The organism is Lewinella sp. IMCC34191, from assembly GCF_003390935.1.
Classification (GTDB): domain Bacteria; phylum Bacteroidota; class Bacteroidia; order Chitinophagales; family Saprospiraceae; genus Neolewinella.
Genome location: NZ_QNQZ01000003.1, coordinates 123,210 through 148,912 on the forward strand (window position 1 = coordinate 123,210; position 25,703 = coordinate 148,912).

Below are 25,703 nucleotides of genomic sequence, written 5' to 3' on the forward strand. Positions count from 1 at the left end.
AGGCCACTCATCACGAATACATTATCGGATGGGGTCTGTGAAAAATAACCCGAATGAGCTTACTCAGGCATTAAACCTGGATGGCCGGACAGGGAAAAGCAAAAGCAATGGTAAATGAGTCCTAGTCGTTCTTAGTGTTATTAAGGTAGGCACAGGTAAGTTACACTATTAACGCGAAACCTACCCGTATTCCGGTAAAAATACTATCTAAACTCGGTTTCAGCTAATTGTTTGACCACTTTAAAAATTTTGACCATCCCACAAACGAAAACGGCAGATCCGCGGTTTTTCGTCCGCAAATCTGCCGTCCGTACCGGTAGCCTGAGCTAGCCGGGAATGTAGATGGTACTAGGCCACGCTGCTGCGCTCGCGCATGATCTCTTCGTACATCTTCTGTAGTTTCTTACGGGCAAAGAAGATACGCGATTTGATCGTACCCAGCGGGCTGCCGAGTTGCTCGGCGATCTCGTCGTACTTATATCCCTGGTAGGCCATCAGGAAGGGAACGCGAAAATCATCGGGCAGTCGATCGACCAATTCCTGCAGCTCGTTGAAAGTTACTTCACTTTCGCCATCGTTGAGAACGGTCTTATTGCCGCTGTTGATGTAGTAGTTATTGGGCGTCTGGTCGATAATCAGGTTGCGCCGAACCTTCTTGCGGTAGTTGTTAATAAAAATGTTCCGCATGATGGTCACGGCCCAGGCCTTGAAATTCGTACCGGGGTTATACTTCTCCGCGTTCGTCATGATCCGCAGCGCGGTATCCTGGTAAAGGTCCTCCGCGTCGTTCATGTTACCCGTCAGCTTCAGGCTAAAGGCGCGCAGGCTGTTGGTAATGGTGGAGAGTAAGTCTTGTATATCTTTCTGTTGTTGCTTCGTGGCTGTCATCTTCGTCATATTTGGGCGCCTGTAAAAATTCTTTACAAAATTAGTGCTTGTTTAGACTTTTTGCAAATAATACGGGCGCGTTCTACGGTAAAGATTGCAAGAATCATACCAAGGGTTGCATGACAGCGGCAAAAGAGTAAAATTTTTTTACATATATCAACCATCTTCGTCACCGAATTGTAAAGTAGACATATCAGTTTACGAGACACATGAAAAACCAGGACGCCGTACTTGCCGCCTTTACCGAAGAGGCAGAGCTACCTAATTTCATCGCTTCGAACCTGAAACTCCTCCGCAAGTCAGCCGGCTGGTCACAAACCGAGTTGGCGGAGCGGGTAGGCCTGAACCGCGGTAATATTGCAAGCTATGAGAGTGGTTGTGCGGAGCCGAGTATCTGCAAATTGCTCCGCATCAGCAATTTATTCGACATCACCACCCGAGACTTCACCCGCCGTGATCTCAGTGACCCCAGCGAGCTTGCCCTGGCACGTACGGCGCACCGCGCGGAGACCAAGGAAGCCGACCGCTACGCCGCTTATCGGCAGCGACAGGCCACGCTGCAGCACCTCATCGATTCTTCTCACGATCTCTTTCGCCACAAGCGAGCGTCATTAGAACAACCCTGTAAGGAAGCCGAAATGTACGCGGGGCACTACCTGCAACTCATGGATCTCAGCCGCCAACTACTTGCGGACCACCAAAACCTGCTGGATGAACTGGGCTGTCAGTGTAAATAAGACACCCTGGCAGTAACCTGACACAATGGCCTACAGTGAAAAGCGAGCGTATCTGGAGCTCCACCTCGCCGTTTTTCTCTGGGGATTCACGGCGATCCTCGGCGATCTCATTCAGTTATCTGCTCTGACGCTTGTCTGGTGGAGAGTCCTGTTAACCTCCCTCAGCCTCATATTTTTCGTCCGGCTTGGGCGTATGGTCCGGGAAGTCGGTGCCAGACGGTTGCTTCTATTATGTGGTATCGGAATAATCGTGGCGCTCCACTGGGTAACTTTCTACGGTTCCATCAAATTGGCGAATGCCAGCATCGCGCTGATTTGCATGGCCACCACCTCCCTTTTTTCTTCCGTTTTCGAACCGCTCATCGTGAATCGGCCATTCAACTGGTACGAACTCCTCCTCGGCATTTTCATCCTGCCGGGTATTTGGCTGGTTGTCGACGGCGTGGAAAGCGCCATGAACGTCGGGATCCTGGTCGGTTTGCTTTCGGCGGCGCTGGTTTCCATTTTTACTTCGCTCAACAAAAAGTACATCCAGAGTAGCAATCCCGCCCGCATCACCTTTATAGAGTTGGGTTCCGCTACCCTGTTCCTTACTCCCTTTCTTTATTCCCTGGGGGGTGACAAATTCTGGCCCTCCGCCATGGACTGGGTTTACCTGCTGGTTCTGTCTCTCCTCTGCACCACGCTTACTTTCTTTCTCTCTCTACGTTCCCTCAGCGAATTATCCGCCTTCGCTTCCAACCTCACGGTCAACTTGGAGCCGGTATACGGCATCCTGCTCGCCTATTTTCTCCTCAACGATGCCGCCGAACTCAGCCCCAACTTCTATTGGGGCGCGCTGCTGATCGTAGTAGCCGTTTTTGGATACACGGGCGTGGAGCGTTACTTCAGGCGGCGCCGTGCGCTACTCCGATAATTGCCGGAGCTGTTGACGGGCGATGGCGACGTTTTGCCGGGCTCCCTCGTTATCGGGCTCTATTTGAAGTGCGCGTTCGAAGTAGGACAAGGCACGGGCCGGGTTGCCCTCCATCCCGTAAGTGATGCCCAGTAGCCGCAGCGTTTCGTACCGATCGGGTGCCAGGGCCAGTGAACGCTCCAGGTAGGACCGGGCGGTAAGCAGGTCGTTTTGCTCCTCCCCTGCCCTGCGTCCGGCTTGCTGCAGGGCCAGGGCCAGGTTTCCGTTTACGGTGCCATCGGCAACGCCGAAGGCACTCGCATTTTCGTAATCCGCTATCGCCGCCCCGTAGTCTTCCTGCAGATAGTGGGCGTTACCCCGCAGAAGGTAGGCGTTGCCGTAGCGCGGATGAATGCGGAGGGCGGCATTCAGGTCTTCGAGGGCATTGGCGATGAGCATTGCCTGCCCGGCGCGCCGTTCCTCCGGCAACTGCTGATAACGATCGAGCCGGGCACCGGCGGCGGCATTACGCAGTTTCGCACTGTTCGGCTGGCGGGCGACATCCGTCGTGAAGAGCGTATAGTTATCGCTCCACACCGGATTGCGCAGCACGGTCAACATGCAAAAAACGGGTACCACGGCAATCGCTATCCACCGACCATGCTGCCACCGGGCCAGCAACGCCACCACCGCCAGCAAGAAGCCGAAGCTGGGCATAAACAGAAAGCGTTCGCTCATCAGCGTACCCACGCTAAATAGCAGATTACTGACGATGGAAAGCGTGATAAAATAGGTCAGTATGCCTGCGGCAACAATGGGGCGACGGGAGCGCAGGTAAAAGCCTGCCAGTGCAAGCAGCGCAATGTGGCCGATCAGACTGATCCAGACCCAAATGTCCGACCAGCTCTTCAGCTCGATGGCGGTCGGGTAATAATCATGTACCAGATTCACGGGCCAGACCATCAGCTTCAAGTACAGCAGGGCCGTATAAATCACCGTAGGCAAACGCTCCCAGAAGGTCATCACGACCACTCCCCCACCCTGTTCCCGCAAAAAGGGATTATTCATTAGTTCGGTAGGTGGGTCGCCGATGCCCGTACCGATCACCGCGAAGCGGACAGCCAGGTAAACGGCGGCTGCCAAAGCCATAGGAATCAGGTATCGGTAGCGAGGACCACTGCGGGTGGAGAGGAGCAAGGGAGTTACGATTAAAAAGGTAATCGCATTTTCCTTGGCAAAACACCCCACTAGAAAAAGCATTCCACCTGCGCTCGCCGCCCACCAACTGCCGTCGCGGGACGCACGCAGGACCATCCAGGTGGCGCACAGCGCCCCGAGCAAGGCAAGGATCTCGTCCCGCCCCTTGATATTGGCCACGGCCTCGGTGTGGACGGGATGGGCCACGAAGAGCGCGGCCGTCGCCAGCGGCACCCACCCGGCCAGCTCCTTATCCCGGACAAGCTCCCGGACCGTAAACAGGACAACGACGCCCAGGACCGCGTACCACGATACGTTGAATAAATGGTACAAAAACGGGCCGTCCGCTACCTCCCCTTCCAGGGCAAAGAGGGCCGGCGTGAGGGGACGGTAGCGTCCGCCCGCGACCAGGCTCGCCCGGTCCTGCTCCCCGAAGAAACCGTAGAAGGTATCGTGGGTAAAGAGGTCCGCCCATCCGGAGACACCCCGGTTGACGACGGAATTATCCGTGATCACGATGGCGTCATCGAGCGTAAAGTCGTGGCCCAGCGTGTTGGCGTACAACAGGAAACTGAGGAGCGCAAGCGCAATCGCTTGCGGACCGGAACGGCGGTACCACGGTAGAACGAGCGGCATAGGGCGAAGATAGCGGGCGGTCACGGCAACCCAAATTGGTTGGTAACCGTTGCAACGATTTACAAGCCCCGCTTATGTCCCGCCCCCTGATTTTGGTTACGAACGATGATGGCATCACCGCCGGAGGAATTGCCGCGCTGGTCGGTGTTGCCAAAGAATTCGGTGACGTGCTGGTCGTCGCCCCCGACAGCCCGCAATCTGCCCAGGGCCACGCCATCACCATTAGCGTGCCGGTCTTCGTTCGGGAAAGCGACGCCTTAGGGGACGACGTCGAAGCCTACGAATGCAGCGGCACCCCGGTCGACTGTGTCAAGCTGGCGAAGAGCGTATTGCTGAACGGCCGCACGCCCGACCTGTGCCTCTCCGGCATTAACCACGGAAGCAACGCGGCCATCAATATTCTTTACAGCGGCACCCTTTCCGCGGCCATGGAAGCCAGTCTGGAAGGTATTCCCAGCATCGGGTTCAGCTTCCTGAATTACCAAGCGGACGCTGACTTTTCGCCCTGCCTGCCCTACGTCCGGCATTTGGTAGACTTCGTTCTGACCAACGGCATGGAAGACGGCAGCCTGTTCAACGTCAACATTCCCGACCTGCCCGCCGAAGAGATACGGGGACTAAAGGTCTGTCGCCAGGCAGAAGCCCGCTGGGTAGAGGAATACACCCGCGCGGAAGACCCCCGCGGCCGCCCTTATTACTGGCTGACGGGCAAATTCGTCAACGAAGACGAACGGACCGACACCGATGCATACGCCCTGCAGCACGGCTACGTGGCCCTGGTACCGAGTGTCCACGATTTAACCAACCACCGGGCCCTACAGAGCCTGCAGACCATCGAGAGTAGTCTCCAACCGGGCGAGGTCGATTACGCCGACGACGTCCGCGAAGGACCGGGTAAGGAACAGCAGCTGGAGCAGTTCTAGGTAAAAATTTACCCGTCTAGCAACTCACTTCCGAAATAGAAGAACCAGATGGCGGCCATGATCATGACCCCGATCACCAAACCCTTCAGGCTCTTGGACCGGTAGGTTCGGCGGAAGACGTTCATCGGAAGGATATTCAGGCAGATAGCGATGAGCGCGAGTGTGCGCGGCCGGAACGAGATCTGCCGCCCCGCGCTGGCGGAAAACCAGTCGCCGAGTTGCAGGAAAAGGGCGTAGGATACGAAGGAGAGAAAGAAGGAAACGGCCAGACCGAGCCAGAGGTGGTCATTGCGTGGGACCATGCAGCGAGATTTTAGCGGATAACGACCGAATGACGGCCTACGTTCATCCCGTCGGAATTGCCGGTCGTCGAAACCGGCCCCCGCATCGTAGCGAGTGACTTAACTTAGGCTCCGTACATGCGTTCTACGAATATGCGCAAGAGAATAACGGACTACGCCAAGAAAACGCTTAAAGATTCCATCATGAACCCCGATCCGAAGAGCGATAAGGATGCCCACGCCGGCACCATTATCCGTAACCACGTCGTCTGGAGCATGGGCGCCAGTTACGTCATTCCACTTCCGGTAGCCGATGTATTCGCCGTATCGGCCCTGCAGCTCGACATGATCCGCCAGCTATGCCGGGTCTACAATATTGATTTCGCCGAGACACAGGGCAAGGCCATCGTTACCTCGCTGACCACCAGCGCCATGACCAAGGCCGGAGCCCGCAGTCTGATCAAACTTATCCCGGGCATCGGCACGGTGATCGGTGGCGTGACCACGGCCATCCTCAACGGGGCCAGCACCTACGCCCTGGGGGAGGTTTTCAAAAAGCACTTCGGCAACGGCGGCACCTTCCTCGACTTCGACACCGACCGGTTGAAGAAGATGTACAACGAAAAATTCGAGAAGGGCAAGGACGTAGCCAAGAAGTGGAAGCAGGAGCAGGCCGAGGATATCGTTCCTCCCCCGCCGCCGCCACCCGCTCCCACGGCTAAGCCAACGCCCGAAGCGGGTGTAGGCGCAACGGCAACCGCCGCCCCTAGCCCTACCCCACCCCCTCCGGCACCGACTCCTCCCCCTGCTCCCGCCAGCGACGCGGAGGATAACATCCGCCGCATCCGCGAACTTGCCGAAATGAAGGCGCAGAATATTATTTCCGAGGAGGAGTTTCAGGCTATGAAGAAGCGCATCATCGGCTAGTCCAGGAGACCTACCGCTGTTTGGCTAAGTGGAGATCGCCGAAAGTCACACTGGCGGTGATCGTCCCCGTTCGTTCGCCGCCGGCACCGATCTGGATGCGTCGCCATTCACTGGTGCGCTCCAGCTCGATGAGCTTGCGGTTATCCGGCAGGATCATTTCTCCGTTGTTGCTGGCCAATTCGTAGGCCAGTCGTTCGCCGCCATCCGGCTCGTAGATGTAGACGTCGCTTTTATCCGCGTTCACGCGCAGGTCACGCATATTGATGTTGGGGCTCAGCTTTAGCTCGCCGTACTGCGCGTTGATCGTGAACGTACCGCCGACGTCGAGCAGGTTGATGTCCGACCGACGGGCGTTAATCACGACATTGCCGTCGATTTTTTCCCCCGTAATGTCGCCGAATCGCGTGCGGATATCCAGCAATCCCTCCACGTTATCGATGTTGATGGCGGAGAATTCTCCGTTGATGCGCAGTCGGTTGCGCAGGTTGCTGATGGTCGCCCCGCCGAAGTGGCTCTTAAGGTAGACGGGGCACTCCTCCGGCAGCGTGATGAAGTATTCGACGGTCAGCTCGCTATCGGGTTCATGGTCCGCGTCCAGCCGGCGATTCTTTAGAAAGATTTTCTGGCCGGCGACCTCGGTGACGAGTTCCAGATTCTCTAGATCCCGTTCGGCGACCTCAAGGCGCTGGTTCCGCGCCGTCATGACCACCCGCACGTGAATTTTTTGCTGGTCCCAGGTTTCGACGAAGATTTCCGCTTTTTCCCCCTCCACGGCCAGTTCACTGCCGGAGCGGTAGGTATAGGTATCCTCAATGGTCTTGGTGACTACCTCCCGGTAATCAGCCTGGGCCGTTAGCGTAACGGCAAACAAGCAGTAGAGGGCGAACAGGACGTACCGCATGATCACAGTTCTACGATGATGCGGCGGTATACATCGTCGCGCTCCCGCTCGATCTCGGCGAGTTGCTGCACGATACCGGGATCTTCGCCGTAGGCCACGAGCATCGCCTTGACCTCCTCGCGGGCGCTGGTCAGTTCGTCGAGTTCGTGACCGAGATTATTGAGGTGAGGTTCGTTACGCTCTTCCACTTCCCGGCGGGCGAGCTGAAAACTGTTTTCATCGTCATCCCAGTCGGCAACGACGGGCTCGGGTGCCGCTTCGCGGGAATAGGCGTAGGAGATCTCGGGGCCGCCGTCGTACAGCAGGAATACGGTAACGAAGAGCAGCAGAACCGCCGCGGCCGCGGCTACGCTGGTCCAACGACGAAGCGGTAGCCGCCGCATTCGCGCCCGCTTGTCTTCGTCCAGTTCTTTACTAATCGTGTTCCAAACACCCGGTGGTGGGGCATGTGTGGGCAGTCGGCTGCCGAGCGGAGCGCTGGCGCCGCTGGTAGCCTGATTCAGCTTGCCGTCGATGGCGGACCAGGAATCACCCAGGGCATCGTAGTTCGGCAGGCGATCCAGTGCTTCACGCAGGGTCCGGTAGTTCTTCTCCTTCACACGTATGCTTTTAAGTATTCGCGCAATTTCTTTTTCGCGTAGAATAGCTGGCTCTTGCTGGTTCCGGTTGTAATGCCCAGCATATCAGCTACTTCCTGGTGTTTATAGCCTTCCACTTCGATCAGTACGAAGACGGCGCGGTATCCGTCGGGCAATCGCTGGATGGCACGTTCCAGGTACTCTACGTCTAAAGCGGTATGCCCCCAATCGATCTGCTCGTCCGCGTGGTTAAGGGGCAGCTCCTCGTACTGGGGTTGACGACGTAGCCGGTTCAGGGCAGTACGTACGATAACCACTTTCATCCAGGCACCGACGGTGCTGTCGCCCCGAAAGGTGTGCAGCTTCTGGAATACCTTCAGGAAGCCTTCCTGGAGGGCATCGTTGGCCAGATCGAAATCGCCGCAAATGCGGTAACAGGCGGTATACATCGCCCGACTGTAACGGTCGTACAACTCTTTCTGGGCACGTCGGTCCTGCCGGCGACACGCAGCTACTAGTTCGTCTTCCGTCATCCGGGCGGGGCTTGTAGGTGTAATTGCTCCAGCTTGAAGTTTACTGATCATGATGGTAAGCTCTAAGTAAAGGAGTGGTGAGAGGAGTATAGGGTTGGTTCGTTCGCAAAAAAAAGCGGAAGCGATGCGAAGCTGGCACTGGCCACCTTCCATCTCGCTTCCGCTAGGATAATTCAAACCGTTTTAGCTTTCAGGAGCCTGGTCCTATCTAGAACCGGTAGGCAACACTACCGATCCACCGTTTCGGCGCCTGATCAATATCAAATTCGTTACCGTCGAAGGTCCAGGTTTTCCCGTATTTGGCAAAGTTGCCATCGTAGCGAACGTCCAGGGTAAGCGGGCCTATATCGATCGATCCCCCCAGTGTGTAACCCAGGTTGAAGGTGTCGAAGGTACGGTCCAACCCATCCTGCGAACGCAGGTCATTCGTATTCGACAGGAAGAAGTGGCCGACGGGACCAGCGTTCAAACGCAGGAAGGCGAGCTTATAACTTAGTAGCACCGGAACGTTTACGTCGTTGTAACGCTCGTCGAACACCACCTCCGTGCCCGGCGTGTCGGGATCGTCGAATCGGTAGGTCGTCTTAGCGCTATTGAAGGTCACCTCCGGTTGCAGGGTCAGTTGTTCCCCGAGTGGAAGACGTAGCAACGCGCCGAACTGGAAGCCATAATTGGCATCGGTCAGCGCGAAGCGCAGATCGTCGCGTCCGTCGCGGTTGAAACTGAAGCTTTCCCCCTGCAGCGATTCGGTCGCGAGGCCCGCCTTCACGCCCAGTTCGATCTGGGCAAAGCTGAAGGTGGAGAGAAAAAGCAGGGGTAGAAAAAAGGCTATTCGTTGTGTCATGTCATGCAAAGTATTGGTTCACCAATAAGCGGCTGCGTATTCGAAAGAATTGTGGCCAATGCGTTAATTCTCCCTTAATGTATATCGCGAGCGGATAGTTCGTTACCCATCCAACCGGCTATTTTCAGCGATTTCCTTCGGTGCGCCACCAGACTCCCAGGCCACCGCCGAAGTCGTCCGAAACGATTCGGTCCCAGCCTCGCTCTTCCGGGCGTTGAACGCGCGTGTCCGACCGCTTCGCGATCTTGACGAGCAGCTCCTGCCCTTCATACCGTCGACGAAAAGCAAGCATCTCATCCCCCTCGCTGATCGGCTCGTAATCGGCCGATTCGAAGAACTCCTTATGGTCTAACCGCAAATGGAGCAGCTTCTTCAGCAGTTTCGATTTCTGTGCCGGGTCGTATTTATCCTTGGCGTCCCGGGAGAGTCGCAGGGAGCGTTCCTGGTAATCGACCGGCCGCCGGTTGTCGGGGTCCACGAAGCTGAGGTCCCAGCTTTCCGTACCCTGGTAGATGTCCGGGCTGCCGGGTACGGTACACTTCAGTATGACCTGGGCGAAACTGTTGTGGCGCGTCTGCGGCCAGATCGTGCGCAACAGGGTTTCGAGGGCACTTTGTAGGCCGTCGTCGTCCAGGATACGGTCGCCCAAATTCTTGAGTTCCCGCTCGTAGTCCAGATCCGGATCGGCCCAGTCGCTCATCTCCTTGCCTTCGCGGATCGCTTTTTCCAGATAGGCGTGCAACCGCTCCCGAAGGTTGGCCGCCTCGGCCTTTTTATGCAGCGGATAACCGGCAACCAGGCTTTGCAGGACGAGGTAGAACCCCCGTGGCCGGACCAGTTCCAGGTCGAGTTGCTCGCGCATGCGTCGGACGAAATCGGTCCATTCCTTCGGATAGAAGGTCAGCGCCTGCAAAAATGCCCGCCCGTCTTCGCCCCGCTTGGTATCGTGGGTAGCCGTAGCGTTCATGGTGGTGGCCGGACGCCGCATGATGAACTCGTGAAAGTCGCGGACGGGCAGCCGATCGCCCGGATCTGCCGATCCCCCTACCTCGTTCAGGTGTGCCTGCCGCCAGAACTGGTAGAAGGTCGTGTCCTCCACCCCCTTGGCCATCAAAGGTCCGCTAAGTTGCTGGGTGCGTTGGAGGAATTCCAGGCTTTCCCCCTCGAACTGCTGGTGCGCCAGCCAGTTGACCCAGGCCAGTACCAGACGCCCGTGGTCGGGGGCGTATTCCGCCACGATCGTCGCGGCTTCCATGCACAACGTGACTTCGTGGTCGGTCAGACCGCCGCCGTCCGGGTAGATCCGGTACACGGGGAAGGCGGCCAGCCAGTGGGCCAGGGTTTGCTTAAAGTCAGCGCGTAACTCATCCGTCAGCAGTGAATCCCACCGCCGGACCAGGTTATCGAGCTCCCCGTTAAAGTGCTCGAGCACCAGCATCAGCTTGTTGCGGAAGACCAGTTCCCGGTAGTCCGGCAGGTGTTCTCCGGTGATCTGCTCGTAGAGGTCGCTGAAACTGTTGTTGCTGTCGTCGTTGGTCAGCAGGCGGTTCACCGCGGCCAGGAAGTCGTAGCCGGTCGTTCCCTGTACGGGCCAGTCTTCCGGTAATTGCTCACCCGGTTCCAGGATCTTTTCGACGTAGATACCGACGTCCGGTCCCACGGATGTGCGCAGCCGCTGCAGGTAGCCGGTGGGATCGAGCAGCCCGTCGACGTGGTCTACCCGCAGGTAGTCGATCCGGCGGGCCTTGACGTCCGCGAAGGTCCGCTCGTGCAGATCGTCATAGACCTCTTGCTCCTCGGTGCGCATACCGATCAGTTGGTTCACCGTAAAGAAGCGCCGGTAGTTGATGTAGTCGTTGACCCGCTGCCAGTGGACGGGTTTGACATAGGGGTTCTCGGCCTGCTCGCTGTCGCGATCTGGGGTGGTTCCTTCCCATCGGTCGTCGTACACCTTCATGCCACCGCCGTAAAAGCTGAGCTGGCCGGCCCGTATCACGTGCTCCGGTTCATCGCCCAGCACGGGCAGCATCATTTTACCCGGCAGGCGGGGATGCGACCAGTCGATGTCGAAGTGCCCCGCGTACTTACCTTCCGGCCCGTCGGCAATGACCGTTTTGAACCATACGTTCTCGGGGGTCAGCGCCGTATGGTTCGGTACGATATCCTGCATATACGACATCCCCCGCTCCCGCAGCTCTTCGTGTAGTAGTTGCCAATCCTTTTCGTTGGTGACTTCCGGGTTGAGGGTAGCCGGATCAGTTACGTCGTAGCCGTGGGTGCTTCCCCGGTGGGCGGTCAGGATGGGGCTGCCATAGATCGTATCGATACCCAGTTCCTGGAGGTAGTCGAGGACATGCATCAGATCCCTGACTTTAAAATCTTTATTGAACTGGATACGGTAGGTGGTCATGGGCGTAATGGGATTAATTGAATGCAAGGGGAATTGGTTATCGCGTTCCGGCTACCGCAAATCCCCATCCGGGAAGGTGTAGTTGGCCATCAACGAGCGTGGCCCCATTTGACTCGAGCAACAAGTCGCCGGATACTTCTATATCCAGCGCTTCGTCACCAAAGTTCGCGCAGCACAAAAAGGGACTGTTCCGGATCGTCCAGGTGATCAGCTTACCGGCGTGATCGACGGCGATGTCCGTAAAGGCAAAGTCCTTTGGGGCGGCGGCGCGCAGGTGTAAAGCTTCCCGGTAAAAGCCAGCGATCTGCTCGTCCGCATCCCAACTCAGGCGGGCGGATTGAAACGTTTCCTCCGATTGCGGATCCGGAACCGTATGCCCTTCGTGCTGAAAGGCGGCGAATTCCGCGGCCCGCCCCTTCCTGACGGCTTCGATCAACCAGTCGTCACCATGGTGCACGAAGTAGGGAAAAGGGTTTTCCTCCCCGTACTCCTCCCCCATAAACAGCAGCGGGGTAAAGGCACTCAGCAGGTAGGTACCCGCTCCGAGCAGGTATTTATCCCGGCCTACGGTCGAGAGAATGCGGTCGCCAATCATGCGGTTGCCGACCTGGTCGTGGTTCTGTAAGAAGACGACCATTTGCCCGGGACGTACGCGCTCGTCGGCCGTGACGCCGAAATTACGGCCCCGGTGACGACTGTACTGGCCGGTATACACGTAACCGTCCTTCAATGCCTTAGCCAGCATTTCCACGCTACCGAAATCCTCGTAATAGCCGCGGGTTTCACCGGTCAGCACCACGTGAAGGGCATGGTGGAACTCGTCCACCCACTGTCCGCTCATGCCGTACCCTCCGTCGGCGCGTGAGCGGATGAAGCGGGGGGCATTCAGGTCACACTCGGCAATGGTGATCATCTGCCGGCCCTGCCGTTCGCCGATCTCATCGACTACGATGGAAAGTTCTTCCAGGAAATGTCTGGCGGAGTAATCCTTGATGGCGTGGACGGCATCGATGCGCAGACCGTCGGCCCCGTAGTCTTGCAACCACATACGGACGTTTTGCAGCCAGTAGTTACGCACCCCGTCGGCCTCTGCGTCGTCAAAGTTGATCGCTTCTCCCCAGGGGGTATGGTGCTTCTCCGTGAAGACGGGGAAGAACTCCGGCAGGTAGTTGCCTTCCGGCCCCAGGTGATTGTAAATGACGTCAACGAGGACGGCGATCCCCCGTTCGTGGGCGGCATCGATGAGCGCGCGAAAATCCTCCGGCCGACCATAAGCGCGGAAGAGGGCGAAATTTTTGACGCCGTCGTAGCCCCAGTTCCGGTCGCCCGGCGTCTGGTTGAGCGGCATGATCTCCAGGGTATTAACCCCGAGATCGCGCAGATAATCGAGCTTTTCCATCGCTCCCCGGAAGGTCCCCTCCGGGGTGAAGGTGCCGATGTGCAGTTCGTAAATAACGGCTTCGGCCAGGGTATGGCCCTTCCAATCTGACTTTGGCAGGGGGGACAGATCGACTACCTCGCTCCAGCCGTGGACCCCTTCGGGCTGATAGCGGCTAGCGGGGTCAGGGTACCTTTTCTTGTGCTCTCCATTGATGTAGTAGCCGTAGCGATCGCCGGTCCGGGCGGGCACTTCGTCGGACATCAGGTACCCATGTCCCTCGTCGCGCATGGGGTAACGGCTTTCCTTGCCATCGGCTTGCACGACGAGTTCCACCGAATCCGGCTTAGGGGCCCACAACCGAAAACGGCGGGATTGGTCAGCCCCCGCCGGCAGCGGGCCGAGGGGCAGGTAGGGAAAATGGTCGGTCATACATTATCGGTTTTGGAGCCGGTAGGCGGCCTGCAGTATCCGCTTGGTCAGCGGAGAGAGCAGGCGATTCTGGGCCCGGTCGCGGGCGGGCTTCTGGTTGATGCGACTGCCTACGGGATAGGCATATATTTTGTTGGTCAGCTTACCGTAGTCTAAGCCAAGCTGTTGCAGCAGGTGCAGTTCCTGGATCATCTCACCGGCGGCCGGGGCGGCCATGCATCCGCCCAGCACTTTGGCACTTCCGAAGGCCGGCTTACTTAAGTAGAGAATCAAGAGGCTGTCATCGTAGTCGGCGGCAACCGCCCGGTCATCGTGAGCGAAAGACTGCTCGATCGTCTCGTATTCCGTTCCCGACTCCTTCAGTTGTTGCGGGGTCAGGCCGAATGTGGCGACCTCCGGATCGGTGAAGGTCACCCAACTGAAGTGTTTCAGTTTGTGCTTTTTGTCGATGGGGCTGAGTAGGTTCGTCCAGAGGTCCGTATTGTGCTTCTCGGCTCCGTGGCTGAACATCTCCCGGCCGTAAGCATCACCTACCGTGAAAATGGCGTGATTGCTGGTGCGGTAATAATCATCGGTGACGATCCGGTCTCCCTTTACGTGCACGCCCGCAAGTTCCAGACCGAGCCCCTTCGTCCGCACCGAGCGACCGATTGCAACGATGAGGTGGGTAAAGGTCAATTCACCGGCGGGCAGATCATCGTGGACGAGCTTGGCCGTATGGGCATCGGTGAATTCGCCTACTTCCGTTTCGAAGCGGATGTCCACGCCCTCCGACCGCAGTTTGCGCTCCAGGATGGCGGCCGCGGCTTCCGGGTCGTGCTGGAGCAACCGTTTGTCCCGACAGAGCAAGGTGACCTGGCTACCCAGACGCTGAAAGGCCTGGGCCATTTCGCAGGAGTTCGGGCCGCCCCCGATGATCAATAATTGGTCGGGTAATTCATCCAATTCGGAAAACACGGACTCGTTATCATACTGCTTGACGAGTTCGACGCCGGGCACGGACAGGTGACGGGGGTTGCTCCCCGTAGCCAGGACGATGCGGGGGGCAGAAAGTTTTCGGCCGTTCACCGTGACCTCCTTCTCAGCGGTCAGCATGGCTTCACCGACGATACAATCCAACCCGTAGGTAGCCCGCAGATAGTCCGGGCTTTCGTGCTCGCGGATGATATCCTGTCGCTCCCGGATAAAGCGTTGCACGGTTTTCATGTCGGCTTTCCCCTCGATTTGCAAACCGAAGGCGGTCGCCGCACGGGCACCGGCAAACTGGGCGGCGACGTGCAGCAATGCTTTGCTGGGTACACAGCCGTAATTGAGGCATTCCCCGCCGTAGTCGTGCAGGGTCTTATCAATCAAAGCCACATTTAAACCGATTGCTCCGCCGAAGCCGGCGGCCCCCAGTCCCCCGGAGCCCGCCCCGATCACGATGAGGTCGTGGGTATAATTCGCCATACCCTCCTAAGCCGGGGGGAGCCGGTATTGTTTGCTTTATTCCGCCGCCTCCACGATCTCTTTCAATTCCTGCAACTTAAGCATGCATTCTACCGGTGTCATGCTGTTGATGCTCACCTGATCCAGCAGCTCCCGCAGGCGTCCGGCGGTAGGGTCACTTGTCTCGAATATGCTCAGTTGCATCGCCTCCGCACTCAGGCTTCCCGGAGCCACGCGCTGGGCATTTGGTACGGGAGCCTCTCCATTTGAGGTAACCTGTTCCGTGACCTCCTCGGTGATGTGCTGCCGCTCCAGTTGCAGCAGGATATTAGCGGCACGTTCAACGATGGCATCGGGCATGCCGGCCATCCGGGCCACGTGAATACCGAAACTGTGTTGGCTACCACCGGGTATGAGCTTCCGGAGAAAGATGATCCGGTTGCCGTGCTCCTTGATGGCAATGGAATAGTTGTGGATGCGGTGCAGGCTCTCCGCCAGTTCGTTCAATTCGTGGTAGTGGGTAGCAAAGAGCACCTTCGGCTTGGCCCGGCCATTATTGTGGAGGTACTCCGCGATCGCCCAGGCGATAGAGATGCCGTCGAAGGTGCTGGTACCCCGACCGATCTCATCGAGGAGGATCAGGCTGCGGTCGGTGATGTTGTTCATGATCGAGGCCGTCTCGTTCATCTCCACCATGAAGGTCGACTCACCACTGCTGATGTTGTCGCTGGCGCCCACCCGGGTGAAGACGCGGTCCACCACCCCCAGGCGGGCCGATTTGGCCGGGACGAAACTGCCCATCTGGGCCAGCAGACAGATCAACGCGGTTTGTCTCAACAGCGCTGACTTACCCGCCATATTGGGTCCGGTGATCATGAGAATCTGCCGGTCTTCGGGATCCAGCTTGACGTCATTGGGTACGTACTGCTCCCCGACTTCCAGTTGCCGCTCGATAACCGGGTGCCGCCCCTCCTCGATGACGATGTCCCCGGTTTCGTCCATCTGGGGTTCGACGTAGCGGTAGGTATTCGCCACCTTGGCGAAGCTCAGCAGGCAGTCGAGTTGACCGAGTACGGCGGCGTTGCGTTGCACAGGCTCGATGTAGTCCTGCAACCAAATCACCAGCCGTTCATAGAGTTGCTCTTCCCGCTGCAAGATCTTGTCCTCGGCGTTCAGGATCTTATCCTCGAGGACTTTCAGTTCCTCGGTGATGTAGCGCTCGGCATTGGTGAGGGTCTGCTTTCGCGTCCACTCGGGGGGGACGACCTTCTTGTACTTATTGGTCACTTCGAGGTAGTAGCCGAAGACGTTGTTAAAGCCGATCTTCAGGCTCGAGATACCCGTGCGCTCCACCTCCCGTTGCTGAATGGCCGCGAGGCGGTTTTTGCTGTTCCGGGTGATGTCGCGCAGCTCGTCCAGTTCCTCGTCAAAACCATCCGCCATGACGCCGCCCTTGGTCAGGTTGACGGCGGGTTCCTGCTTGATCTGCTCGTCGATGGCCGTGCATACGTCCGGCAGGGGATCCAGTTGCTTACCGAGGCCCGCGAGCACTTCGCTCCCGCAGTCGAGCAGCAGTTTCCGTATGGGTTCCATCGCACAAAGTGCCTTACTCAGGGCCCGTATTTCGCGGGGGTTCACTTTGCCCAGCGGCACCTTAGAGATGAGTCGTTCGACATCGCCGATCTGTTGCAACGACGCATTGAGGTCTTGCAGCAGCGGCGGGTTCTGGACGATCGTCCGCACCGCTTCGTGGCGTCGCCGGATGGCGGGGAGATCCTTCAGGGGCAGGACCGTCCACTTCCGGAGGAGCCGCCCACCCATGGGGGTGACGGTCTTGTCGATCGTCTGGACCAGCGATACGCCCTGATCGTTCGGACTGTAGATCAACTCCAGGTTGCGAATCGTGAACCGGTCGAGCCAGACGTAGCGGTCGCTGGCCAGTCGCCCGATCCGGGTGATGTGCTTCAGGTTCCGGTTCTCGGTGGTTTCCAGGTAGTGGAGTACCGTACCGGCGGCCACTTTTGCGACCTGCATATCGTCGACGCCAAAGCCCTTTAGGCTGGCGGCCTGGAATTGCTTGAGCAGCTTTTCCGTGGTGTAGTCCTCGGTGAAGATCCACTCATCCTGGGGGCTGAGGTAGAAGCGATCGCCGAAGCGTTTCTCGAAATCGCCGCGGCGGTCCTTGCTCAGGAGCACTTCCTTGGGCTGGAAACTTTGCAGCAACTTGTCGATGTAGTCTTCCGGTCCTTCGGCGACCATAAACTCACCGGTACTGATATCCAATAGACTGATGCCACAGGGATCCTTTCGTCCGCGCCCGAAGACCACGCAGGCCAGGAAGTTGTTGCTCTTGTGCTCGAGTAGTTGATCGTCGACGGCTAGTCCCGGGGTGACGATCTCGGTGACCCCCCGCTTTACGATCTTTTTCTCCTTCGACGGCTTCTCCAACTGCTCGCAGATGGCCACCCGGTAGCCCGCCCGTACGAGGCGGGGCAAGTACATGTCGACGCTGTGGTAGGGGAAACCCGCCAGTTCGACATCGCTGCCCCCGTTGTTGCGGCTGGTGAGTGTGATGCCGAGAACCTGCGCGGCCTTCACCGCGTCTTCGCCGAAGGTCTCGTAGAAGTCGCCTACCCGATAGAGCAGCAGGGCATCCGGGTGCTTGGCTTTCACCTGGTTGTACTGCGCCATGAGCGGCGTGACTTTCTTCGATTTGCTTTTGGCCACGGAAGTTCTTTTAGGAATGGGCGAAGGTAACAAAGCTACCGGCCGGGCGAAAATGACTAGCCCGTCAGTTGGTAAAGCCGGGCTTCCTCATTTACGCTCAGCACCGTACCGTCCGCTTCATCGGTGCGATTAAGTATGGAGCAGCCAACAGCGCAGGATGTGCATCGGGTAGGTGTACAATATGCCTGCTTCAGATCAAGGAGGGCCTGACTCTCCCCCGCCGATCGGGCCGGCCACCCCAGTTTTTTCCAATGACTGACAACGGAATTGCGTTCGGCGGGCAGTGCCTCCAGGAGTTCGAGGGCCCTTTCCCGGTAGCGCTCGTCGGTTCGGTGAAGCCCGTATGCGAAGTATGCCGGCGCGATGGCATTAACGAGAATCGAGCGGATGGCCGTCTCTCCCAGCCGCCTATCGCTCCGCTTTGCTTCCGCCCCGAAGCGATAATGATCCTTCCAATAATTGCTCAGCGAGACGGCAAACATATTCTGCAGTTCCTGCTGCCCGGTGGCCGCCAACGCCTTGCCGAATAGCTGGCCGCTGCGATGGTACAGGCACGCCAGTTGGGCGATGCGGACGGTAGGAAAGTTATTGGGTCGCATCCGCAGGAAACGCCAGGCGGTCGCGGGAATGGGTTGCAGATCGTACTTGACGCGCAGCAATGCGTACTCCCGGTGTAATCGGACCACGTATGGCGCGACCTGCTGTTCGGCAGCCGGAAGGAGACCAGACTGCCCGAAGAGCAAGGCCTCCAGTTGCAGCAGACTATGCTTATGCTTCTGGAGGATACGCAACGGTAGTGAGCGGGCCAGCATCTCCATGGCATCTGCATTTACACTTCCGCCAAGACTGCGGGCAAGGACCTGGTAAAACGCGGCTTCCCAGTCTGCATCCGAGCGATTCACTAAACTTTGGAAGGTGACGGCTTTCCGTGATAGCCGCTCGGCCAGCACCCGTTGTAACCACACCGCCCGTACCGGGGGAGCCACTGCGGTAAGCTGTCCGGCGCAGGCAACCCAACTTTCGTTGTGCAGCAATCGCCAGTAGGTACCACGCAGGCCGGCCGGTATGCGCCCGCGGAGCTCCAGACAGGGAATTTGACTTCCATCGCTGCGGTAAACCGGCCGATCGTCCTCCAGTACGACGTGCAGGATTACGCTATCGTAGACCGGATCGTCCTGATGACCGTGATCGTACCAGTCGCTGCTTTTCAGGTGCATCTCTACCCTACCCGCCCAGCGTAGGCCGTCAATGATTAGACGGGCATCGTCGAAGTCGGGCCCGGCGTGGGTGTTGTGAACGCCAAATTGGTAAATGATGATGGGCTGCCCATCGGTCGTCCGCAGGTCACGGAGGTCAAAACGGGCCAGCCGCCACAGGTAGTGGAGGAAATCTTCTCGCATTTCTCATAGTGGTTTGCCGGTCGGCGCAGGCCAGATGCCTACCGGAGTGAATCAATATTGACACAATTAACCACTAATTAAATTAATAAACAACTATTTGTGTTATTTAATTTTATCCAGCCGGGAAAAGCGGTACGCCAATTCATTCTTCCCGTTCGGCCGGTAAGCTTCGCTCCAGACCTCGCGCCACCGCTCCGGATCCAGCTCCGGGAAGAAGGCGTCACCATCCTTTATCTCGGCGTCAACGATGGTGCGGTAGACCGTAGAGATGAAGGGCAAACTGTCGCGGTAAATCTCACCGCCACCGACGATAAAGGCCTCTTCCGACTCGGTCACCGCCGGGTGGCCTACCGCTTCCCGTAGGCTGTGCACCACCACCACGCCGGTGGCCGTGAAGAAAGGGTCGCGGGTGAGCACGATGTTGGTCCGCTTCGGCAGGGGCCGGCCGATACTGCGGAAGGTCTTTCGGCCCATAATGATGGGATGACCCAAGGTTACCCGTTTGAAATACCTCAGGTCGGCCGGCAGGTACCAGGGAATTTCCCCGTCCTTACCTATGGTGCCGATTCGATCCGTGGCGACGATGGCGGAAAGCTTCATGGTCGCCAAGGTACAACGGGTGGCTTATCCCATCCCCAAACCAGGCTCGCCGAGTTCCTCGCGGTAGCGCCGCAGCTTCTGATCGATCTCGACCTTCTTGGCGGTGATGTCCGCGGTGGTCTGATAGACCCCGACCTCCGTCTGGTAGCGAATGCGGTTCTTGAGCTTGCCGGCCCGCTCGGTCATGCTTTCCTCGGCGGTGACGGCGTAGCGCTGTTCGTGCTCGGCCATCAGATAGTCGTACGGGCTACGCGGAGCGATCAGCTTAGTAAAGATCGGCGCGGTCTCGATGGCGATGAACAGCAGGGTCACGAACAAGACCGCCAGTTGCACGGCTTCGCTGCGCCGACTCAGTCTTTCAAGCGCCTCAATGCGGGCCGCCATCCCTCCGTAGGTGCCCCGGTCGAGGGCGGTGACCTCTTCCGCGATGGTGGCTCGTAATTCCGCCACCCGGCTGGTCTTTTCGTCAATTTGCGGCTGCAACTGAGCGGTCGTAGCGTCTAATTCCGCCTGCGCTTCGTCCGCGATGGCCCGCTTGGCGCGGTAAATCGGCCCCATGTTCCGGATACCGGATCCGCCACTGCCATCCGCTTCGGCGAGGGCCGCGGCATCGGCGGCGTCCCGGGCAGCGGTCTTTTCGGCAATGACGCTTTTCCATTCGTTCGCTTCGGCGACGTTTGTATTAATTAAATCGGTGTAACGGGCCTGAATCCGGTCTTCCTGCTCCTTGTAGGTTTCCTGCTCCATCACGATTAGTTCGGCGTCGATCTCCTTTTCGAAGATCTTCAGTTCGAGCGGTTTCGAGATCACCAGCGCAAGTAAGACAGCCATCGCAATGCGGGGCGTAGCCAGCAGAAAGTTTTTGAAAAAACCCCGGTCGCTCTTCATACTCGACACGATATAGCGGTCCAGGTTGAAGATCATCAGTCCCCAGATGACGCCGAAAGCCGTGGCCAGCAGGTAGCTATCGAAGATCGTGTAGCAGGCGTAGGCCGCGGAAAAGAAAGCAAGCACGCCGGTGAAGAAGATCGTGCCTCCAATCCCGAGATATTTGTTCTCGTCACTGGGCACCTGGTCGAGGGTAGTACGGTCAACGCCCGAACAGAAAAGGAAGAAATCTTTGGTGGAAGACATAGGTTGGTGGGATTTGGGTAATGGTCGAGGGTAATTGATGGGACCAAAGTATTCCCGCCGCACCCCGCCGTGGAATCCATTCGATCAACCAAGGAGCTTCTTGGACGAGTGCGCTTTCCGGGGGGCATCTCTATATCCTGCGCTCCGTCGCCCTGTACTAATTGGTGAATTTTTGAATTAGTGGATTAGTGGATTAGTGAATGGCGGCATCCGGTCCTTCACTAATTCAATCATTCAATCCTTCTTACATTTGCAACAAATTATTTTAAATTCCTTCCGTGACCCGCAGCGCTCATCCAGACCCCCCCACTACCGGTACGGTATTCGCCGACGTCGTGCTGCCGCTGGCGCTGGCCCGGACGTACACCTACCGGGTGCCCGAGGAGTTTGTCGGACAATTGCGGGCGGGGCAGCGGGTGGAGGTGCAGTTCAGCCGGAATAAGCACTACGCGGGCATTATCCGGCGGCTGCACGGCAAGGATCCCGGCTTCAAGACCAAGCCGATCATCAGCGTGATCGACGTGAATCCGCTGCTGACCGAGCGGCAATTGGAACTGTGGGAATGGATGGCCGACTATTACTGCTGCACGCTGGGCGAAGTAATGACCGCCGGGCTGCCGAGCCACCTGAAGATGGCCAGCGAGACGATCATTACGCTGGGGCCGATGTTCAGCGACGATATTACGGAGTTGAACGAAGACGAGTATCTGATCGTCGAGGCGCTTACCCTGCAATCGGAGCTCTCGTTAAAGGACATCCGGGACATCCTGCAGCGTAAAACGGTCTACCCGGTGATCCGCGGCCTCCTGGATCGCCACGTGATCTTCCCCAAAGAAGAGTTTAGCGACCGGTATAAACCCCTGGAGGTTAAATGCGTGCGTTTCGGACCCAAATACCGGACGGAAGCCGAGCAGATCAGTGCCTTCGACCTGGTGAGCCGCTCGGAGAAGCAGACGGCGGTGTTGCTGGAATACATGGATACGAGTCGCAAGCAACCCTACGTCCGGCGTGCGGACCTCAGCAAGCGGACCGGAGCTTCCGATGCGGTCATCAAGGCCATGGTCAAGAAGGAAATCTTCGAATTTTACGACCGGGAGATCAGCCGGATCGACGCCACGGAGGCCAGCGCCGAAGCCGGTGCGCTGAGCCGGGAGCAGGAAGAAGCCCTAGGCGACGTGCGCCGGATACATGCCAGTGGCAAACCCGCGCTCATAAACGGCGTGACGGGCAGCGGGAAGACCCGGGTGTACCTGGAACTGATGGAGGAAGCGATCGCCAAGGGCGGGCAGGTACTGTACCTCCTTCCGGAAATCGCCCTGACGGGGCAGATCACCAAGCGGTTACAGCGGGTACTGGGCGACAAAATCCTCGTTTACCACAGTCGCCTGAATAATATGGAGCGGGTAGAGATCTGGAAGGCCGTGCTCTCGGGGGAAAAGTCGGTGGTCGGTCCGCGTTCGGCACTGTTCCTGCCTTTCACCAATCTGGGCCTGGTCGTAGTCGACGAGGAGCACGATCCCTCCTACAAGCAGCACGATCCCAATCCGCGTTACAACGGTCGCGACGTCGCCATGTACCTGGCCCACCAGCACGGGGCACAGGCGATACTGGGCAGTGCCACCCCCAGCCTGGAAAGCTGGGAAAACACCCGCTCGGACAAATACGGCCTGATCGTCATGCGGGAGCGCTACGGCGGCGTTGCCCTGCCGGAAATATCCATTGCCAACAGCCGGGAAACCGATGAAAAGGGCATGCACCACCCTTTCTTCACGCCTACCCTGATCGACAACATCCGCGCCACCATCGAGCGGGGGGAGCAGGTGATCCTGTTCCAGAATCGCAGAGGCTTCGCGCCGGTCTATTTCTGCCCTACCTGCGAATGGTCGGTGCAGTGCGTCAACTGTGACGTCAGTCTCACCTACCACAAATACCAGCACCGGCTCCGCTGCCACTGCTGCGGTTACGTCACCTCTCCCCCGGAGCAGTGCCCGGCCTGCGGGGAGGTGCAGCTCAAGCTCAGCGGAACCGGGACCGAAAAAATCGAGGACGAGCTCAAGATCTTCCTGCCGGAAGCCCGCATCGCGCGTATGGACCTGGACACGACGCGGGGAAAGAACGCGCTGGGAAAACTCCTGCAGCAATTCGAGGTCGGCGAGCTGGACATTCTCGTGGGAACCCAGATGGTGACCAAGGGCCTGGATTTCGACCGGGTTGGCCTGGTTGGGGTCATCAGTGCGGACCAACTGTTGCGCTTTCCGGATTTCCGGGCGGACGAACGCGCCTTCCAGCTCATGCTCCAGGTAGCGGGGCGGGCGGGGCGCCGCGAACGCCAGGGCAAAGTGATCATCCAGGCACACGAAGAGAGCCATCCCGTATTGACCGACGTCCTGGCGGCCGACTACGATAACTTCATCCAGCGGGAGGCGGATAACCGGCGGGCGCATGCCTTCCCCCCTTACCGGAAGATGATTCGGATACAGCTCCGACACACCCGGCGGCCAACGGCGGAAGAGGGAGCTAAATTGATGGGTAAGTGGCTGACGTACGCGCTGGGCGATCTGGTAGAGGGGCCGTTCGAGCCGTCGATCGCCCGTTTACGCACCTATTATTTGCAGGATATCGTCCTGCGCCTGCCCCCCCACCCCGCCGAGCTGAAGCGGGTGAAGAGCATCATTCAACGGGCTTCGGACAAGCTCTCGACCACAAAGGGCCTGACGAACGTTCGCGTAGTCGTCGACGTCGATCCGTATTAGGGATCAATTTCGGCCCCGGACCTTACCGGCGCTGCTGGTGTCGGTGTGAATATCGCTGGGACTGCCGCTGTAGCTGATCGAGCCGGCGGAACTGGCATCCGCGCGCAGGCGCTTTTCGGCGTGGACGGAGATATTCGCTGCGCTGCTTACGTCAGCGTCCGCTTCATCGGCACGTAGGTCACCGGCGTCAATCCTACTGGCGCTGCTGGCGTCGGCCGTCACCCGCCGGGCGGAGCCCTTTACGTCGATGCGGCCGGAGCTGCTGGCGTCCAGTTCGACGTGGTCGCCGCTAAACTCCACTTCGATATTAGCGGAACTGCTTACATCCAGGTCCAGATCGTCACCGGTGAACGGTGTAGTTCCCGTCACCCGACTGCTGCTGGAGGCGTCGATGGACTCCAGCCTGGGTAGCCGGACGTAGACAACGATGGGCTCGGTCGACTTAAAGTTGGCGTCTTCGGTGTACTTAATGTGCAGCGTGCGGCCACGGACTTCGGTCTCGATGAATTCCAGCAGGTTGCTTTCCGCTTCCACGCGCACGTCGAAGTTTCCTTCCGCCACTTCTACCTTGAACGAGCAGCAGGTCTTGACTCCGGTAAAACCATCGATGTTTCGGGAACGGGTTACTACATCGCCGTTGCCCTTTACCCGGTCACCGGATCCGAAGCCGAACCAGCCGCCGCCGTTGTTGACTTCTACCTGTGCGGAGAGGGTGGTCACGATGAGCAAAAAGAAGAGGGTGGATATTGCTTTCATAGTTGATCAGATTGTTTGTTACACGAAGGACGAGTGGTAGTCACCGGCGTTGCATTTGTCCATCATCTTTTTAGGTCACCCGACGTTAATGGGGGCATGTCTAGATTATTTATTCTACTTGCGGTCATGGGCGCGCTTGATGCGTATGCCTTCCAGGCCCTCCGCAGTTGGCTTTCCAAATATAGTCCCTCTACCAGACGAACCGCTTACGTAATTTACTGGGCCCTCAGCGTGCTGAGCTTCGCTTTCATCGTACTCAATGTATTGGAAGTCACGGAGGCATGGTCGGACGGACTCAAGGTTTACAGCCGGGCCGTCGTCTTCATTCTGTACCTGAGCAAGGTTCCCGTAGCGTTCTTCCTGTTGATCGACGACCTGCGCCGCGGCGTCACCTGGATCATCAACCGCATCAGTCCGGTGACCAAACGCGATACCAGCCGCTCCCGCTTCCTGAGCAAGACCGCCCTGGTGGCCGGGGGCGTCCCGTTGGTGACCCTTACCTACGGCATGGTTCGCAACGCCTATCGCTACCGCCGCTTCTCCGTGGACGTGCCCGTTGCTAATCTACCGGCGGGCCTGGAAGGCTTTCGCATCGTCCAGATCAGCGATATGCATTCCGGCAGCTGGACGCGCACCGAGCCGTTGAAGGAAGCCGTCCGGATGATCAACGAAGAGGAAGGCGACATCGTCGTCTTCACGGGGGACATCGTCAACAACCGGGCGGACGAGATGGAACCCTACATCGACATCTTCAAGGAAGTCCGCGGCAAGCACGGGGTGTACAGCATCCTCGGCAACCATGACTACGGCGACTACGTCCCCTGGAACGACGACCGTGAAAAGGAGAACAATATGCAGCGGGTGTACGCCATCCACGAGCGCTTGGGCTGGGACCTCCTACGTGACGAGCACCGCAAGTTGAAGATCAACGGCAGTACGCTGGGCCTGCTGGGCATCGAGAACTGGTCGGCCATCATGCGCTTCCCGAAGTACGGCGACCTCTCCGTAGCCGCCGCCGGTACGGAAGACTGCGACTGTAAAGTCCTGCTCAGCCACGACCCCACCAGCTGGGATGCCCTCATCCGCCCCGAATATCCCGACATCGATCTCACCCTCAGCGGGCACACCCACGGCTTCCAGTTCGGCATCGAGATTCCCGGCTTCCGCTGGTCGCCTTCTCAGTACATCTACGAGCAGTGGGCCGGCTTGTACCGAAAGGGGACACAGTCGCTGTACGTTAATCGCGGTCTGGGGTTTTTAGGCTATCCGGGGCGGGTGGGTATTTTGCCGGAGGTTACGGTGCTTACTTTGAAGGGGGTCAGGGGGTAGCCTGTAAGCATTGACC

The 25,703-nt window shown here is 58.2% G+C and carries 21 protein-coding genes; 6 read left to right on the top strand and 15 right to left on the bottom strand.

Annotated features, from left to right (window positions below; genetic code table 11):
* Window positions 1–348 precede the first annotated feature (348 nt).
* Window positions 349–888: an RNA polymerase sigma factor gene (locus DRW39_RS07755; protein ID WP_099107418.1), complete on the bottom strand. Its 540-nt coding sequence runs from the start codon at window positions 886–888 to the stop codon at window positions 349–351.
* A gap of 209 nt (window positions 889–1,097) precedes the next feature.
* Here DRW39_RS07755 and DRW39_RS07760 point away from each other — a divergent pair, with 209 nt between their 5' ends.
* Window positions 1,098–1,625, top strand: coding sequence for a helix-turn-helix domain-containing protein (locus DRW39_RS07760; protein ID WP_116106460.1), 528 nt, complete (start codon window positions 1,098–1,100; stop codon window positions 1,623–1,625).
* 25 nt (window positions 1,626–1,650) lie between these two features.
* Complete coding sequence (locus DRW39_RS07765) at window positions 1,651–2,541, top strand: DMT family transporter (protein WP_116106461.1); 891 nt, start codon at window positions 1,651–1,653, stop codon at window positions 2,539–2,541.
* Here the strand turns inward: DRW39_RS07765 and DRW39_RS07770 are convergent.
* Window positions 2,530–4,353 (bottom strand): tetratricopeptide repeat protein, encoded by a 1,824-nt coding sequence (locus DRW39_RS07770; protein WP_116106462.1) that lies wholly within the window; start codon window positions 4,351–4,353, stop codon window positions 2,530–2,532. The genes DRW39_RS07765 and DRW39_RS07770 overlap by 12 nt on opposite strands.
* A gap of 74 nt (window positions 4,354–4,427) precedes the next feature.
* Here DRW39_RS07770 and surE point away from each other — a divergent pair, with 74 nt between their 5' ends.
* A complete protein-coding gene (gene surE, locus DRW39_RS07775) occupies window positions 4,428–5,276 on the top strand; it encodes a 5'/3'-nucleotidase SurE (RefSeq protein ID WP_116106463.1) in 849 nt (282 codons plus the stop codon).
* An 8-nt stretch (window positions 5,277–5,284) separates the two neighbouring features.
* Here the strand turns inward: surE and DRW39_RS07780 are convergent, their stop codons facing one another.
* Window positions 5,285–5,578, bottom strand: a complete 294-nt coding sequence (locus tag DRW39_RS07780) for a hypothetical protein (RefSeq protein ID WP_116106464.1) — start codon at window positions 5,576–5,578, stop codon at window positions 5,285–5,287.
* Between the two features lie 117 nt (window positions 5,579–5,695).
* Between DRW39_RS07780 and DRW39_RS07785 the strand changes: the two genes are divergently transcribed.
* Window positions 5,696–6,484, top strand: a complete 789-nt coding sequence (locus tag DRW39_RS07785; protein ID WP_232830096.1) for a DUF697 domain-containing protein — start codon at window positions 5,696–5,698, stop codon at window positions 6,482–6,484.
* Between the two features lie 10 nt (window positions 6,485–6,494).
* Here the strand turns inward: DRW39_RS07785 and DRW39_RS07790 are convergent, their stop codons facing one another.
* The 11 genes from DRW39_RS07790 to DRW39_RS07840 form a co-directional block, all read right to left on the bottom strand.
* The gene (locus DRW39_RS07790; RefSeq protein WP_116106466.1) at window positions 6,495–7,385 is read right to left on the bottom strand and encodes a DUF4097 family beta strand repeat-containing protein; all 891 of its coding nucleotides are present in this window, start codon (window positions 7,383–7,385) and stop codon (window positions 6,495–6,497) included.
* 2 nt (window positions 7,386–7,387) lie between these two features.
* Window positions 7,388–7,984, bottom strand: coding sequence for a hypothetical protein (locus tag DRW39_RS07795; RefSeq protein WP_116106467.1), 597 nt, complete (start codon window positions 7,982–7,984; stop codon window positions 7,388–7,390).
* Window positions 7,981–8,547: an RNA polymerase sigma factor gene (locus tag DRW39_RS07800; RefSeq protein WP_116106730.1), complete on the bottom strand. Its 567-nt coding sequence runs from the start codon at window positions 8,545–8,547 to the stop codon at window positions 7,981–7,983. Before DRW39_RS07800 ends, DRW39_RS07795 begins: the two co-directional genes overlap by 4 nt.
* A 157-nt stretch (window positions 8,548–8,704) precedes the next feature.
* Window positions 8,705–9,340, bottom strand: a complete 636-nt coding sequence (locus tag DRW39_RS07805) for a porin family protein (protein WP_116106468.1) — start codon at window positions 9,338–9,340, stop codon at window positions 8,705–8,707.
* 124 nt (window positions 9,341–9,464) lie between these two features.
* Window positions 9,465–11,777, bottom strand: coding sequence for a malto-oligosyltrehalose synthase (gene treY, locus DRW39_RS07810; protein ID WP_157975992.1), 2,313 nt, complete (start codon window positions 11,775–11,777; stop codon window positions 9,465–9,467).
* Window positions 11,778–11,787: 10 nt separating this feature from the next.
* Window positions 11,788–13,560 carry a malto-oligosyltrehalose trehalohydrolase gene (gene treZ, locus DRW39_RS07815; RefSeq protein WP_116106470.1) on the bottom strand — a complete coding sequence of 591 codons (1,773 nt, stop codon included), beginning with the start codon at window positions 13,558–13,560 and terminating at the stop codon, window positions 11,788–11,790.
* Window positions 13,561–13,563: 3 nt separating this feature from the next.
* Window positions 13,564–15,009: a dihydrolipoyl dehydrogenase family protein gene (locus DRW39_RS07820; RefSeq protein ID WP_116106471.1), complete on the bottom strand. Its 1,446-nt coding sequence runs from the start codon at window positions 15,007–15,009 to the stop codon at window positions 13,564–13,566.
* A 36-nt stretch (window positions 15,010–15,045) separates the two neighbouring features.
* Window positions 15,046–17,679: a DNA mismatch repair protein MutS gene (gene mutS / locus DRW39_RS07825; protein ID WP_116106731.1), complete on the bottom strand. Its 2,634-nt coding sequence runs from the start codon at window positions 17,677–17,679 to the stop codon at window positions 15,046–15,048.
* Window positions 17,680–17,771: 92 nt separating this feature from the next.
* Complete coding sequence (locus tag DRW39_RS07830; RefSeq protein WP_116106472.1) at window positions 17,772–19,115, bottom strand: DUF2851 family protein; 1,344 nt, start codon at window positions 19,113–19,115, stop codon at window positions 17,772–17,774.
* 102 nt (window positions 19,116–19,217) lie between these two features.
* Window positions 19,218–19,715 carry a dihydrofolate reductase gene (locus tag DRW39_RS07835; RefSeq protein ID WP_116106473.1) on the bottom strand — a complete coding sequence of 166 codons (498 nt, stop codon included), beginning with the start codon at window positions 19,713–19,715 and terminating at the stop codon, window positions 19,218–19,220.
* A gap of 24 nt (window positions 19,716–19,739) precedes the next feature.
* Window positions 19,740–20,849: a DUF4407 domain-containing protein gene (locus tag DRW39_RS07840; RefSeq protein ID WP_116106474.1), complete on the bottom strand. Its 1,110-nt coding sequence runs from the start codon at window positions 20,847–20,849 to the stop codon at window positions 19,740–19,742.
* 278 nt (window positions 20,850–21,127) lie between these two features.
* Here DRW39_RS07840 and priA point away from each other — a divergent pair, with 278 nt between their 5' ends.
* Window positions 21,128–23,602 (top strand): primosomal protein N', encoded by a 2,475-nt coding sequence (gene priA, locus DRW39_RS07845; RefSeq protein ID WP_116106475.1) that lies wholly within the window; start codon window positions 21,128–21,130, stop codon window positions 23,600–23,602.
* Window positions 23,603–23,605: 3 nt separating this feature from the next.
* Here the strand turns inward: priA and DRW39_RS07850 are convergent, their stop codons facing one another.
* Window positions 23,606–24,358 carry a head GIN domain-containing protein gene (locus DRW39_RS07850; protein ID WP_116106476.1) on the bottom strand — a complete coding sequence of 251 codons (753 nt, stop codon included), beginning with the start codon at window positions 24,356–24,358 and terminating at the stop codon, window positions 23,606–23,608.
* Between the two features lie 96 nt (window positions 24,359–24,454).
* Between DRW39_RS07850 and DRW39_RS07855 the strand changes: the two genes are divergently transcribed.
* A complete protein-coding gene (locus tag DRW39_RS07855) occupies window positions 24,455–25,687 on the top strand; it encodes a metallophosphoesterase (RefSeq protein WP_116106477.1) in 1,233 nt (410 codons plus the stop codon).
* Window positions 25,688–25,703 lie beyond the last annotated feature (16 nt).